At 62.7% G+C, this 14,314-nt stretch carries 10 protein-coding genes and 2 pseudogenes; 10 read left to right on the forward strand and 2 right to left on the reverse strand.

Annotated features, from left to right (window positions below; all coding sequences use genetic code 11):
* Positions 1–73: 73 nt before the first annotated feature.
* Positions 74–2,293 (reverse strand): primosomal protein N', encoded by a 2,220-nt coding sequence (locus tag RGV59_RS07880; RefSeq protein WP_017849867.1) that lies wholly within the window; start codon positions 2,291–2,293, stop codon positions 74–76.
* Positions 2,294–2,518: 225 nt separating this feature from the next.
* Here RGV59_RS07880 and rpmE point away from each other — a divergent pair, with 225 nt between their 5' ends.
* From rpmE to RGV59_RS07895, 3 genes and pseudogenes are all read left to right on the forward strand, one after another.
* Entirely contained in the window at positions 2,519–2,749 is a 231-nt protein-coding gene (gene rpmE, locus RGV59_RS07885) for a 50S ribosomal protein L31 (protein ID WP_017849866.1), read from the forward strand.
* A gap of 14 nt (positions 2,750–2,763) precedes the next feature.
* Positions 2,764–2,847, forward strand: a pseudogene (locus tag RGV59_RS07890) (thermonuclease family protein); the annotation flags it as partial.
* 255 nt (positions 2,848–3,102) lie between these two features.
* Positions 3,103–4,371 carry a malic enzyme-like NAD(P)-binding protein gene (locus RGV59_RS07895; RefSeq protein WP_017849864.1) on the forward strand — a complete coding sequence of 423 codons (1,269 nt, stop codon included), beginning with the start codon at positions 3,103–3,105 and terminating at the stop codon, positions 4,369–4,371.
* A gap of 199 nt (positions 4,372–4,570) precedes the next feature.
* Here the strand turns inward: RGV59_RS07895 and RGV59_RS07900 are convergent, their stop codons facing one another.
* Positions 4,571–7,033, reverse strand: coding sequence for a penicillin-binding protein 1A (locus RGV59_RS07900; protein WP_376741839.1), 2,463 nt, complete (start codon positions 7,031–7,033; stop codon positions 4,571–4,573).
* A gap of 220 nt (positions 7,034–7,253) precedes the next feature.
* On the opposite strand from RGV59_RS07900, the gene pilM reads away from it, so the two are divergent.
* The 7 genes and pseudogenes from pilM to RGV59_RS07935 all read left to right on the forward strand — a co-directional run bounded on the left by pilM (position 7,254) and on the right by RGV59_RS07935 (position 14,143).
* Positions 7,254–7,907 carry a type IV pilus biogenesis protein PilM gene (gene pilM / locus RGV59_RS07905; protein ID WP_104904587.1) on the forward strand — a complete coding sequence of 218 codons (654 nt, stop codon included), beginning with the start codon at positions 7,254–7,256 and terminating at the stop codon, positions 7,905–7,907.
* Positions 7,904–8,458: a PilN domain-containing protein gene (locus RGV59_RS07910; protein WP_126585348.1), complete on the forward strand. Its 555-nt coding sequence runs from the start codon at positions 7,904–7,906 to the stop codon at positions 8,456–8,458. The genes pilM and RGV59_RS07910 overlap by 4 nt, the downstream gene beginning before the upstream one ends.
* On the forward strand, positions 8,455–9,426 hold the full coding sequence (locus RGV59_RS07915) for a pilus assembly protein PilP (protein WP_126585349.1): 972 nt from the start codon (positions 8,455–8,457) through the stop codon (positions 9,424–9,426). The genes RGV59_RS07910 and RGV59_RS07915 overlap by 4 nt, the downstream gene beginning before the upstream one ends.
* A gap of 141 nt (positions 9,427–9,567) precedes the next feature.
* Positions 9,568–10,821 (forward strand): annotated as a pseudogene (locus tag RGV59_RS07920) (type IV pilus secretin PilQ); the annotation flags it as partial.
* Positions 10,822–10,825: 4 nt separating this feature from the next.
* On the forward strand, positions 10,826–11,344 hold the full coding sequence (gene aroK / locus RGV59_RS07925; protein ID WP_026140392.1) for a shikimate kinase AroK: 519 nt from the start codon (positions 10,826–10,828) through the stop codon (positions 11,342–11,344).
* A gap of 125 nt (positions 11,345–11,469) precedes the next feature.
* Positions 11,470–12,570, forward strand: coding sequence for a 3-dehydroquinate synthase (gene aroB, locus RGV59_RS07930; RefSeq protein WP_017849857.1), 1,101 nt, complete (start codon positions 11,470–11,472; stop codon positions 12,568–12,570).
* Positions 12,571–12,580: 10 nt separating this feature from the next.
* Complete coding sequence (locus RGV59_RS07935) at positions 12,581–14,143, forward strand: SPOR domain-containing protein (protein ID WP_046490816.1); 1,563 nt, start codon at positions 12,581–12,583, stop codon at positions 14,141–14,143.
* Positions 14,144–14,314 lie beyond the last annotated feature (171 nt).

Raw genomic sequence — 14,314 nt, forward strand, 5'->3', positions numbered from 1 at the left:
TCAACGATAACGCGGATATTCGGGTTTACGCGGCGCTCTCGGGGTTTTCGCGAGCAAGCTCGCTCCTACAGGGCTAGTACAAATCGACCGGGTCCACATCCAACGACCATCGCACCTGGCGACCGCTGGGCATTTGCTCCAGCGCAAGTAACCAGCTACTTAACAGCCGATGCAGCGGTGCGCGGGACGTTGCCTGCAAGAGTAGCTGAGCGCGGTAGCGTCCGGCGCGGCGTTCCATGGGCGCGGGCACCGGGCCGAGCAATTCGATGCCGCTCAGGCCCAACTCGCCGAGCAGGCGCTCGGCGGCGCTGCAGGCTTCATCGAGAAAACCTTCCGCCTGCCCCGGCTTGTGCGCCTCGGCGCGCAGCAGCGCGAGGTGGGCAAAAGGCGGCAGGCCGGCGGCGCGGCGTTCGCTCAAGGCCTGCTCGGCAAACGCGAAATAACCTTGTTCGGTCAGTTGGATCAGCAGCGGATGGTCGGCCAGGTGGGTCTGGATGATCACCTTGCCCGGCTCCTCGGCGCGCCCGGCACGGCCGGCGACCTGCACGATCAACTGCGCCATGCGCTCGCTGGCGCGGAAGTCGCCGGAGAACAAGCCGCCGTCGGCATCCAGGATCGACACCAGGGTCACCCGTGGGAAGTGATGCCCCTTGGCCAGCATCTGCGTGCCTACCAGGATGCACGGCTGGCCCTTCTGGATGGTGGCGAACAGCTGGTTCATCGCGTCCTTGCGCGAGGTGCTGTCGCGATCGACCCGCAGTACCGGGTAGTCCGGGAACAGAATGCCCAGGCGTTCTTCGGCGCGTTCGGTGCCCGCGCCGACCGGTCGCAGGTCGACTTTGCCGCATTGCGGGCAATGGCGCGGTACTCGTTCCACATGGCCGCAGTGATGGCAGCGCAACTCGCCATGGCGCTGGTGTACGGTCATGCGCGCATCGCAGCGTTCGCATTCGGACATCCAGCCGCAGTCATGGCACAGCAAGGTCGGCGCGAAGCCGCGACGGTTGAGAAACACCAGGACTTGCTGGCCGGCGGCGAGGGTCTGGCCGATGGCTTGTTGCATCGGCCCGGAAATACCGCTGTCCAATGGCCGGCTTTTTACATCCAGGCGTAGGAAGCGCGGTTGCTTGGCGCCGCCTGCGCGCTCATTCAGGCGCAGCAGGCCATAGCGGCCGGTGTAGGCGTTATGCAGGCTTTCCAGGGACGGCGTGGCCGAACCCAGCACGATCGGAATGTCTTCCTGACGCGCCCGCACCAGGGCCAGGTCGCGGGCGTGGTAGCGCAGGCCTTCCTGCTGTTTGTACGAACCGTCGTGTTCTTCGTCGATGATGATCAGCCCGGGGTTTTTCATCGGGGTGAACAGCGCCGAGCGGGTGCCGATAATAATGTCGGCCTCGCCGTCCCGCGCCGCCAGCCATGACTCCAGGCGCTCACGGTCATTGACCGCCGAATGCACCAGGGCGATGCGTGCGTTGAAACGCTGCTCGAAACGCGCCAGGGTCTGCGGGCCGAGGTTGATCTCGGGGATCAGCACCAGCGCCTGTTTGCCCGCTTGCAGGGTTTCGCGGATCAACTGCAGATAGACTTCGGTCTTGCCGCTGCCGGTCACGCCGGCCAGCAGGAACGCGTGAAAGCAGTCAAAACCTGCGCGAATGGCTTCATAGGCCGCACGTTGCTCGGGGTTCAGCGGCAATTCCGGTTGGGCCAGCCAGTGTTCATGGCGCGGGTCCGGGGCGTGCTTGCGGATCTCGACCTGCACCAGGCCTTTGGCGAGCAGCAGGTCGAGGCTGTCTTTGCTCAGCATCAGCTTGCTCAAGAGCTGGTGGGCCACGCCATGGGGATGCTGCGCCAGTGTCGCCAGGGCGTCACGCTGACGCGGGGCGCGGGCGATGCGCGGGTCGTCGAGGCGCGCGCCGGGCACCGTCGACCAGAAGCGTTCCTGGCGCGCTTCGGCCAGTTCGCCCTGGCGCAGCAGCACCGGCAGCGCCCAGCTCAAGGTGTCGCCCAGGCTGTGCTGGTAATACTGGGCGGTCCACAGGCACAGCTTGAACAACGCTGGCGGCAGCGGCGGCGTGGTGTCGAGGATGGCCACGGCCGGCTTGAGCTTTTCCGCCGGCACTTCACTGTGATCGGCCACCTCCACCAGGATGCCGATCATTTCCCTGCGCCCGAACGGCACCCGCACCCGCATGCCTGGCTGCAACTGCGCCCGCAGCACGCCGGCCGGGGCCCGGTAGTCGAACAGGCGGCGCAGGGGCGAGGGCAGGGCTAGGCGCAAAATGGCGTCGGGCACGCAGGGGTTCTCTATAAAGGAGGGTGATGACGAAGGGCGGGAGCCTAGCAGACGAGGGATGCGTTGGGTATGCCGCGGTTTTCGGATGAAAGGGGCTTTGGTGTGCTGAATCGATGCAGAGCGGCGCTTGCGCGTTTAAAAAGGTCTGGTAGAATCCGCGGCCTAATTACGTGCGGTATTCGACAATGGTGTCGAGTGGCGGCACGCTAGCCTGAGGAAGTCACCATGAAAGCCGGTATCCATCCAGCGTACGAAACCATCGAAGTCACCTGCAGCTGCGGCAACAAGTTCGAAACCCGTTCGAACCTGTGCAAGCCACTGGGCACTGACGTATGCAACGAGTGCCACCCGTTCTACACCGGTAAGCAGAAAACTCTGGACACTGGCGGCCGTGTACAGCGCTTCGCAGATCGCTTTGGTGCTTTCGGCAAGAAGCCTGCTACTCCAGCAGAGTAAGGCTCAAAGGCCCTATGGGCTTTTGCCAGCTGTTGAAAAAGGCGTCCCTTGCGGGCGCCTTTTTTGTGCCCGCGATTTGGCTGGCGGGGGCCCAGGCCCGCCTCGGTCATCAGGCTTTGCTCGGCTAAGCAGGCACTCCAGCGCAGTTGCAGTGGTTGAAATCGACACTCGAGGAAAAATTGTAGACATTTTTCAAGTCGATTGTGAACAGTTGAGCCCTTGTGTCCCGTGGCTCTTGGCCGAAAGTCGTAGTGTACGGCGCTTGACACCGGTGACTGCCCAGTCTTGTAGGGGCTTTACGACACGAGTATCCTCGGCGGTCCGTCGACCAACAGTAAAAGCGGAATGCCGATATGTCTGATTTGAAAACTGCCGCTCTCGAATATCATGCCCTTCCTCGTCCAGGAAAGCTGAGTGTAGAGCTCACCAAAGCCACTGCCACCGCTCGCGACCTGTCGCTGGCCTACAGCCCTGGCGTTGCCGAGCCCGTCCGTGAAATCGCCCGTGACCCTGAGTTGGCGTACAAATACACCGGCAAAGGCAACCTGGTTGCAGTGATTTCCGATGGCACCGCGATTCTTGGCCTGGGTAACCTCGGCCCATTGGCTTCCAAGCCAGTCATGGAAGGTAAAGGCGTGCTGTTCAAGCGCTTTGCCGGCATCGATGTGTTCGACATCGAAGTCGATTCCGAGAGCCCGCAGGCTTTCATCGACACCGTCAAGCGCATTTCCATCACCTTCGGTGGCATCAACCTGGAAGACATCAAGGCACCTGAGTGCTTCGAGATCGAAAAGGCTCTGATCGAACAGTGCGACATTCCGGTATTCCACGATGACCAGCACGGCACCGCGATCGTTACCGCGGCCGGCATGATCAACGCCCTGGAAATCGCTGGCAAAACCCTGGCTGACGCCAAGATCGTCTGCCTGGGCGCTGGCGCTGCGGCCATCTCGTGCATGAAGCTGATCGTCAGCATGGGCGCCAAGCTGGAAAACATCTACATGGTCGACAGCAAGGGCGTGATCCAGTCCGAGCGTACCGACCTGAACCAGTACAAGGCGATGTTTGCGCATCCGTCCTCCAAGCGCACCCTGGCTGAGGCCCTCGACGGTGCCGACGTATTCGTCGGCCTGTCCGGCCCGAACCTGCTGAGCGCTGAAGGCCTGAAGGCCATGGCAGCCAACCCGATCGTGTTCGCCTGCTCCAACCCGGACCCAGAGATCGCGCCGGAACTGGCACACGCCACCCGCGACGACGTGATCATGGCGACCGGCCGTTCGGACTACCCGAACCAGGTCAACAACGTGCTGGGCTTCCCGTTCATCTTCCGCGGTGCCCTGGACGTTCGCGCCAAGCGCATCAACGAAGAAATGAAAGTGGCGGCCGCCAACGCCCTGCGTGAACTGGCCAAGCTGCCGGTGCCTCAGGACGTGTGCGATGCCTACGGTGGCGCCAAGCTGGAATTCGGTCGTGAGTACATCATTCCGAAACCAATGGACAAGCGCCTGATCACCGTGATCTCCGACGCCGTGGCCAAAGCTGCGATCGAGACCGGTGTGGCCACCCTGCCGTATCCGAAAAACTACCCGCTGCAAAGCGTGGATGATGTGTTCAACGGCTAAGCCGTTGTAGCGCACCAACCAAAAGCCCCGGCTCTTGCGAGTCGGGGCTTTTTGCTGTCTGGCGATTGACGCAAGCCTTGTGCAGATCCACATGTGGGAGGGGGCTTGCCCCCGATGGCGGACTGTCAGTCAATGAACCTGGTGACTGACACACCGCCATCGGGAGCAAGCTCCCTCCCACAGGGTTGACCGCATGGGCTTAGAACAGATCGATCGGTGCCGCCTCATCCGCCGGCAGCGGGCTGCCCGGCGCCACGCCATTGCCCAGCTCGTTGATCGACGGCGGCGTGTCCTCGCTCTTGAACAGCTCGAAGTACGCATTCGGCGTGCTCGGCGATGCTGCGCGGCCGCTGATCGGGTCGATCCGCAGGCTGAGGATGCCTTCCGGTTCCGGCTGGGTATGCAGCGGCTTGTCCTTCAAGGCGGCGCCCATGTAGCTCATCCAGATCGGCAGCGCGACGGTACCGCCGAACTCGTGGCGGCCGAGGCTTTCCGGCTGGTCGTAGCCGGTCCATACGGTGGTCACGTAGTCGGCGTTGTAGCCGGAGAACCAGGCGTCCTTGGATTCGTTGGTGGTACCGGTCTTGCCCGCGATGTCCGCGCGGCCCAGGGCCAGTGCTCGGCGGCCGGTGCCTTTCTTGATCACGTCTTCCAGGATGCTGTTGAGGATGTAGGTGGTGCGGCCATCCACCACGCGTTCGGCCACTGCCGGCGCTTGCGGTTCAGGCGCGGCGCCCGGGTTCGCCGCCGGCGTGACGCCTGGGGTCGGTTCGATGGTGATACCGCCGTTGCTCGGTGCGGCCAGCCCATCGCTGGCGGCCACGCCATTGACCACATCACCCGGCACCCGTGGCGGGTTGGCGGTGAACAGGGTGTCGCCATTGCGGCTTTCGATCTTGTCGATCAGGTACGGCGTGATCTTGTAGCCGCCGTTGGCAAACGTGCTCCAGCCGGTGGCGATTTCCATCGGCGTGAGGGTCGCCGTCCCCAGGGCCAGGGACAGGTTCGGCGGCAGGTCCGCCTTGTTGAAACCAAAGCGGGTGATGTAGTCGATGGTCTTGCCCACGCCCATCGCCTGCAGCAAGCGGATCGACACCAGGTTGCGCGACTTGTACAGCGCCTCGCGGATGCGGATCGGGCCGAGGAAGGTGTTGGTGTCGTTCTTCGGACGCCAGACCTTGTCCAGGTACTCGTCGACAAACACGATCGGTGCATCGTTGACCAGGCTGGCGGCGGTGTAGCCGTTGTCCAGGGCGGCACTGTAGACGAACGGCTTGAAGCTCGAACCCGGCTGGCGCTTGGCCTGGGTGGCACGGTTGTAGTTGCTCTGCTCGAACGCGAAGCCGCCGACCAGGGCACGGATCGCGCCGTTCTGCGGATCGAGGGAGACCAGGGCGCCTTGGGCGACCGGCACCTGGCTGAATTTCAGGCTGTCGTCCTTCTGACGTTGCACGCGGATCAAATCACCCACCTGCGCCACGTCCGACGGCTGCTTGGGCATCGGCCCCATGCTGTTGGTGTTCAGGAATGGGCGCGCCCATTTCATGCTGTCCCACGCCACATGCGCTTCGCCGGTGCGGGTCAGTACCTGCACGCCGTCCTTCTTCACCTGGGTGACGATGGCCGGTTCCAGGCCGCTGATCGTGCGCTGTTTGCCGAGTTCGGTGGTCCAGGCGCTCAGGGTCTTGCCCGGCAGGCGCGATTCGGGGCCGCGGTAGCCATGGCGCTGGTCGTAGGTGATCAGGCCTTCATGCACCGCGTTGTTGGCGATTTCCTGCAAGTCGCTCGGAACGGTCGTGGTCACACGGAAGCCTTCGGTGTAGGCCTCGCTGCCATAACGGCCGACCATCTCGGCCCGTGCCATCTCCGCGATATAAGGGGCGTTCACTTCCGGGGTCGGTACGTGGTAACTGGCGTTCAGCGGCTCGGCCACCGCGCTTTCATAGGCGCTCTGGCTGATTTTGCCCAGCTTGTACATGCGCCCCAGAATCCAGTCGCGCCGCTCTTTGCTGCGTGCCGGGTTGGCCAGCGGGTTGAAGCGCGAGGGCGCCTTGGGCAGGCCGGCAATCATGGCCATCTGCGCCAGGCTGGCGTCGCGAATCGACTTGCCGTAGTAGACCTGGGACGCGGCTTCGATGCCGTAGGCGCGGTTGCCCAGGTAGATTTTATTGACGTACAGCTCAAGGATTTCGTCCTTGGTCAGCTGCCGCTCGATCTGCAGTGCCAGCAGGATCTCGGTGGCTTTGCGTGAAAAGCTGCGTTCGCTGGTGAGGAAGAAGTTCTTCGCCACCTGCATGGTGATCGTGCTGCCGCCGGATTGAATGTGTCCGCTTTTTACCAATTGCGTGGCGGCCCGCACCAGGCTGCTGGGGTCGACGCCATAGTGATTGGCGAAATTATCGTCCTCGGCCGACAGCAGGGCGTTGATGAAGTTGGGTGGAATATCCGCGAAACGAATCGGGGTACGGCGCATTTCGCCGAACTCTGCGATCAGTTTTTCATCGCTGCTATAGACCCGCAAAGGAATCTGCAACTGGATGCTTCTCAGGGCCTCTACGGAGGGCAATCCCGGACTAAGGTAGAGGTAGGCGCCGCTGAGGACGAGCAGCAGCCCGCAAACGATGGCGACAATGGAGTACCCGAAAAACTTCAGCAGACGAATCAAGGCTTTTGGATTTCCAGAGAAAAGAATGGGTTAGGCGCCGGGGCATGCATGGCAAACGATGAATCGACCCTGGCTGCAGATAAAAAGCGGGAAAAAACGCTGGGCATTAAAGCATTTTCGGCTTGGGGCGTCATTCGCGCCTCGCAAACAAGGCGACCGAATGCACGCTGCCACGCGCCAATCAGGCGGTATGACAGGGAAAGTTTTAGGGAGTTTTATGGAAAAGGGATTTTTCAGGCGAAAAGTCGATACCGTCCTGGGTGTCGACATCCAGGACACCGGCATCCGGTTGATCGAACTCGGTCACTCGCCCGCCGGTTACAGCGTGCAAAGCTACGCCACACAGGCGCTACCGCCCCAGGCGGTAGTCGACAGCAGCGTGCTCGACCTCGACGGCGTGGGACAGACGTTGTCCCAGGCATTGGCCCGCTCGCGCACCTCGGCCCGCCAAGCGGCCGTGGCCGTGGCGGGAGCTTCGGTGATTACCCGGGTGATCGAGTTGGACGCGGGGCTCAGTGAGGAAGAAATGACCTGGATGATCCAGATGGAGGCCGACCAGTACATCCCTTATCCGCTGGATGAGATGGCCCTGGATTTCCAGGTTCGCGGGCCATCGGCCCAGAACCTGGCACGGGTTGATGTATTGCTCGCGGCGTGCCATAAGGCCCAGGTAGAGGCTCGGGTCGCGGTTTTGACCCTGGCTGGGCTGGTGCCGAAGGTGGTGGATGTGGAAGCATTTGCATTCGCACGCGCTTGCAGTCAGGATTTCGCCAGCTTCACGCCGGGCCATCGAGTCGATGGCGCACAATGGGCCGCGGATGCCCGCGGGATGGGAATTGCTTGCGGGTTGGCCCTGAGGAGTTTCGCTTGAAGACACTAATCAACCTTTTGCCCTGGCGCCAGGCGCTGGCGGAACGGCGGCGCAAATTCTTTCTGGGGCTGCTGCTGGCGTTTGTCTGCGTGGCGTTCGCAACCGTGTGGTTGGCCGATCAGGTGATCGACCGGGCGATCGATCGACAAGTGACGCGCAATAGCCACCTGGACAAGGACGCTGCCGTCCTCGACTCGCGCATCAAGACCATCGATGACCTGCAGGAACAAAGCCAGCAATTGGCGGAGCGCATGAAGGTCGTGCAGGACTTGAACGAAGCCCGCTCGGCCGGTGCCCAGCTCTTGGATCAGTTGGCCCGCGCGATGCCAGACGGCGTGCATTTGCACGAGGTCGTGGCGAAGGGCGATACGGTCAGCATCCGTGGCAGCGCCGATTCCAGCCAGGACATCGCCCAACTGATGCGCCGCCTGCAAGCCTCCGAAGGCGCCCATGCCACTCGGCTGCAACATGTGCGGATGGAAGATGGCCAGGGCGGCAACGAATTTCAATTGATGGTGCGCCAGGGAGAGTCCGTCGAGGCCCAACCGTGAGCCTGCCCAGGCTCGACTTTTCCGCTCTCACCCACAACGCTGCGAAATGGCCCTTGCCCGCCAAGGTCGTGCTCGGCTGCGCGCTCGCTGGCCTGGTGCTGTGGGTGGGCGATGGGACGTACCTGAGCCCCTCGCGGCAATGGTTGCAGACGGTTGAGGCGCAGGGCGTCGTCTTGCAGCGACAGGTGGCCCAGAAGGCTGGCCTTGCCGCCAGCCTGGAGGCGCGCAGCCAGCGGTTTCAGGCGATGCAGGCGCGTTTTGCCGGGCTGATGCAGCAGTTGCCCAGTGCATCCGAGGTGCCCGCATTGCTCGAAGATATCGCTCGCCTGGGGGCGGCCAATGGGGTGCTCGTCGACGCTATCGTGGTGTTGGATGAACAGCCCCGGCCGCTCTATATCGAGCAGCCGTTACGCCTGGGCGTCACCGGGGCTTATCACGACCTGGCGATGTTTGTGAGCGCTTTGGGCGGCTTGCCGCGCATCGTCACGGTGCATGATGTGGCGCTTCGAGCTGATGCGGCAGGGTTGCGCCTGGAGTTGGTGGCCAAGACCTATCGCAATCCGTCGTCGGGCGGTCAGTCGGCCCCGGCCGTCGAGCCGGGGCCGCGCTTTGTCTATGACGCGCTGGCCTTGCGTGATCCGTTCCAGCCGCGCGCCTTGCAGGTCGGTCACGTACCCGGCCGGCCCGCGCTCGCACCGGACCTCGGGCGTGCCCGCGGCGCCCTGGAAGGTATCGCCGTCGACCAGTTCGAAATGGTCGGCACGCTGTCCCGAGGCGCGCAGACCTTCGCCCTGCTGCGTGCCGCCGCCAGCGTCCACAGGCTGGCGGTCGGCGATTACCTGGGGCCGGACCACGGTCGGGTCACGGCTATTGATGAGGGCCATGTGGAATTGCTCGAATTGTTTCCCGATGAACAGGGCGCGTGGCTGGAACGCCCGCGGACCCTCGTGCTGAACGTCAACTCATAACGGAATCAAACAATGAAAAGGACTTTCTCGTCCTTCGGTGTGGCGCTATGGATAGCGTTCACGGCACCGATGGCTGCTGCTGTGCCCAATCGTGTAGATCTGATCCAACTGCCGCCTCCCGGCGGTGCGGCATCAGGTACCTATACCGGCGACAAGCTGAACCTCAACTTCCAGAACATCGAGCTGCGCGCCGTGTTGCAGCAGATTGCCGATGTGGCGGGCCTGAATCTGGTCGCCAGCGACGATGTGCAAGGTTCGATCACCCTGCGGCTCAAGGACGTGCCTTGGGATCAGGCGCTGGACCTGGTGTTGCAAAGCAAGGGGCTGGACCAGCGGGTGAAGGCCGGGGTGCTATTGGTGGCGCCCGCCGACGAGTTGGCCGCGCGCGAGCTGCTGACGCTGGAGTCGCGCAAGCAGATGGCTGAACTGGCGCCGTTGCGGCGCGAACTGTTGCAGGTCAATTACGCCAAGGCTGCGGACCTGGCCAAGTTGTTCCAGTCGGTGACCGGCCTGGAAGGCGCCACCGACGAACGCGGCTCGGTGGCGGTGGATGACCGCACCAATAACATCATTGCCTACCAGACCGGCGAACGCCTGGAAGAGCTGCGACGCATCGTGGCGCAGCTGGATATTCCGGTGCGCCAGGTGATGATCGAGGCGCGGATTGTCGAGGCCAATGTCGACTACGACAAAAGCCTGGGCGTGCGCTGGGGAGGGCGGATCAATCGCGGCAACTGGGGCGCCGGCGGTGTCGAGAAACCTCCGGAGCCAGGCACCGAGCCTGTGGAAAACCCGTCCGGCTCGCCCTTTGTCGACTTGGGGGCGCTCACCAACACTTCTGGCCTGGGTGTCGCGTTTATCACCGACAACCTGCTGCTGGACCTGGAACTGACCGCGATGGAAAAAACCGGCAACGGCGAGATTGTCTCGCAGCCCAAGGTGGTCACGTCCGACAAGGAGACCGCGCGCATCCTCAAGGGCACCGAGATTCCCTACCAGGAATCCAGCTCCAGCGGCGCCACCTCGGTGTCGTTCAAGGAGGCTTCGCTGTCCCTGGAAGTCACCCCGCAAATCACCCCCGACGACCGCGTGATCATGGAGGTCAAAGTCACCAAGGATGAGCCGGATTACCTGAACAAGCTCAACGACGTACCGCCGATCAAGAAAAACGAGGTCAACGCCAAGGTGCTGGTCAGGGACGGCGAGACCATCGTCATCGGCGGAGTTTTCTCCAATACCCAAAGCAAAGTGCTAGATAAAGTGCCATTTTTGGGCGATGTGCCGTATCTTGGCCGCCTTTTCCGGCGCGATGTGCTGGCAGAAAAAAAATCCGAGCTGCTGGTATTCCTGACTCCGCGTATTATGAATAACCAGGCGATTGCTGTGAGTCGTTGATTCTGTGCGAAATTTGATTCTTGTAGGACCGATGGGGGCTGGAAAAAGCACCATCGGCCGTTTGCTGGCCAAAGAGCTGCGCCTGCCATTCAAAGACTCCGATAAGGAAATTGAAGTGCGCTCGGGTGCCAATATCCCGTGGATCTTCGATAAGGAAGGCGAACTGGGCTTTCGTGACCGTGAGCAGGCGATGATTGCCGAGCTGTGCGCTTGCGATGGCGTGGTCCTGGCGACCGGCGGCGGTGCCGTGATGCGCGAGGAGAACCGCCGGGCATTGCATGCCGGTGGTCGGGTGGTCTATCTGCATGCGTCGGTCGAGCAGCAGGTGGGGCGCACCGCGCGTGATCGCAATCGCCCACTGCTGCGCACCGCCGACCCGGCGAAGACCCTGCGGGATCTGCTGGCGCTGCGCGATCCGCTGTATCGGGAAATCGCCGATCTGGTGGTGGAAACCGATGAGCGGCCACCTCGGATGGTGGTGCTCGACATTCTCGAGCGCCTGCAACGGCTGCCACCCCGTTAAAGCCAGGCCCGAAATGCGCTATTCTCGGCGGCGCGTCATCACCCTGTGGGGTGTGGCGTAGAGCCATCAGGCGACGTCGGATCACGACGTTGCCGGTCGTCAATACATCTTCAACGCGGGGACACATGCAGACACTTAAGGTCGATCTAGGCGAGCGCAGCTACCCGATCCATATTGGCGAAGGTCTGCTCGACCAGCCCGAGTTGCTCGCACCGCATATTGCCGGGCGGCAAGTGGCGATCATCTCCAACGAAACGGTCGCGCCGCTGTATCTTGAGCGTCTGAGCCGCAGCCTGGCGGCGTACTCGGTGATCTCCGTGGTGCTGCCCGACGGCGAAGCCCACAAGAACTGGGAAACCCTGCAACTGATCTTCGATGGCCTGCTGACCGCACGCCATGACCGGCGCACCACCGTGGTCGCCCTCGGTGGCGGCGTGATTGGTGACATGGCCGGTTTTGCGGCCGCCTGTTACCAGCGCGGCGTGGATTTCATCCAGGTGCCGACCACCTTGCTGTCCCAGGTCGATTCGTCGGTGGGTGGCAAGACTGGCATCAACCATCCGCTGGGCAAAAACATGGTGGGCGCGTTCTACCAGCCCCAGGCTGTGCTGATCGACACCGCGACCCTCAACACCTTGCCCCCGCGCGAGCTGTCGGCGGGCCTGGCGGAAGTCATCAAGTACGGGCTGATCTGCGACGAGCCGTTCCTGACCTGGCTGGAAGAACATGTCGACGCCCTGCGCGCGCTGGACCAGGTGGCGCTGACCGAAGCGATCTCCCGTTCCTGTGCGGCCAAGGCGCTGGTGGTGAATGCCGACGAACGGGAGTCCGGTGTACGGGCCACCTTGAACCTGGGCCACACCTTCGGCCATGCGATCGAAACGCACATGGGCTATGGTGTGTGGTTGCATGGGGAAGCCGTAGCGGCTGGCACAGTGATGGCATTGGAGATGTCGCAACGCCTGGGCTGGATCAGCGCCCAGGAGCGGGATCGGGGCATCCGCCTGTTCCAGCGCGCCGGGTTGCCGGTGATCCCGCCCGAGGAAATGAGCGAGGCGGATTTCCTCGAACATATGGCGATAGACAAGAAAGTGATCGACGGTCGACTGCGACTGGTGCTGCTGCGCCGCATGGGCGAAGCGGTGGTGACCGACGATTATCCGAAAGAGATTCTACAGGCCACGCTGGGAGCGGATTACCGCGCCCTGGCCCAGCTTAAAGGTTAATAAGAGCCCGATGACTAGTTTGCATGCCGACGAGGCGTTCCTCGGCCATTACCAGTTAAGCCACGACCCCTTCGCTCCACGGGTGCCTGGTTTCAAATTCTTCCCTGCGCAGCGCAAGTCGGTGCTCGGGCAGTTGCATCACCTCGCGCGCTACAGCCAGCTGTTGCTGGTCGTCACCGGCCCGCTGGGCAGCGGCAAGACCCTGCTGCGCCAGGCGCTGGTCGCCAGCACTAACAAGCAATCGGTGCAAAGCGTAGTGGTGTCGGCGCGTGGCGCCGGCGATGCGGCGGGCGTGCTGCGTCAGGTGGCCCAGGCCCTGGACGTTGCCAGCGCCGAGCCGAATGCGATTCTCAAGCAAGTGGTGCAACTGGGCCTGACCGGCCAGGAAGTCTACCTGCTGGTGGACGACGCCGAGCAGCTTGACGAGTCGGCCCTCGAAGCGCTGCTGGCGCTGGCAGCGGGTACGCCGGAAGGTCGTCCGCATGTGTTCCTGTTCGGTGAATCGTCCCTGATCGCCGCTCTGGAGCAGATCAGCGGCGAGCAGGAGCTGTTCCACGTCATCGAATTGCAGCCGTATGAAGAGGAAGAAACCCGTGAATACCTGGCACAACGCCTCGAAGGCGCCGGGCAGGGCATCGAACTTTTCTCCGCTCAGCAGATCTCTGATATTCACGAAAGCTCCGACGGCTGGCCTGGCACCATCAACCAGGTTGCCCGCGATGCGATGATTGAAGCCATGATTGCCAGCCGCTCTGCGGTCAAGCGTCCAAAGATGGGGTTCACTATGCCTAAAAAGCACGTATTGGCTATTTCCGCCGTTGTCGTGGTCGCTGTCGCCGCCGCCTGGTTGATCCCGGGTCGCAGCAAGGCACCGACGCCTGCCGGCGCGCCAACCGAACAGGCGCAGTTACCACTGGGTAAACCCACGCCGAATGTCGAGTTCGCCAACTCCGGCCAACCGACCAACCTGCCGATGGTCGGTCAGCCTGTCATGCGCGGCCCGCTCGCCGAAGCGGCCGGCGGTATCTCCGAAGGCGACGACGGCGTGCCAGTGGAAGGCTCCAGCAGCACACCGCCGACCGTGACCACCACCGCGCCGCCAGTGGGCGTGCCTGCCGGTCAACCGGCGGCAAAACCAACGCCTGTGCCTGTACCTGCGCCTACGGTCGCGACCGCCAAACCGGCGCCCGTCGCCAAGCCGGTCGCGCCAGCGCCTGTCGCCAAGCCAGCTCCGGCCGCCAAACCGGCGGAAAAACCGGTGACTGTCGCCAAGGCCGGCGCCACCGGCAGCAGCTGGTACACCAGCCAGCCCAGCGGTAACTTCGTGGTGCAGATCCTCGGCACCAGCTCTGAAGCCAATGCTCAAGCCTTCGTCAAAGAGCAGGGCGGCGAGTACCGTTATTTCAAGAAGGTGCTCAACGGCAAGCCGCTTTACGTGATCACTTACGGCAGCTTCTCCAGCCGTGCCGCCGCCGATACCGCTATCAAAGCCTTGCCAGCGAAGGTTCAGGCTGGTAAACCTTGGCCTCGCACTGTTGCCAGCGTTCAACAAGAACTGGCAGCAACTCGCTGAAGATTCGGCGGCCTTACCCAGGCCGCCCTCCCGGCACCTCAAAAAAAACCGCAAGTGCGTGCAGCCCTCAAGGCCGCGCGCATTGTGGTGTCTGCGTCACAGTGGCTTTTGAGTCGTAGCGGTCAAAATTAAAAAAGTTTTGACTAGCACAGCATATCGCTTTAAACCTTT

The organism is Pseudomonas sp. FG1 (assembly GCF_034313875.1).
GTDB classification, from domain to species: Bacteria; Pseudomonadota; Gammaproteobacteria; order Pseudomonadales; family Pseudomonadaceae; genus Aquipseudomonas; species Aquipseudomonas veronii.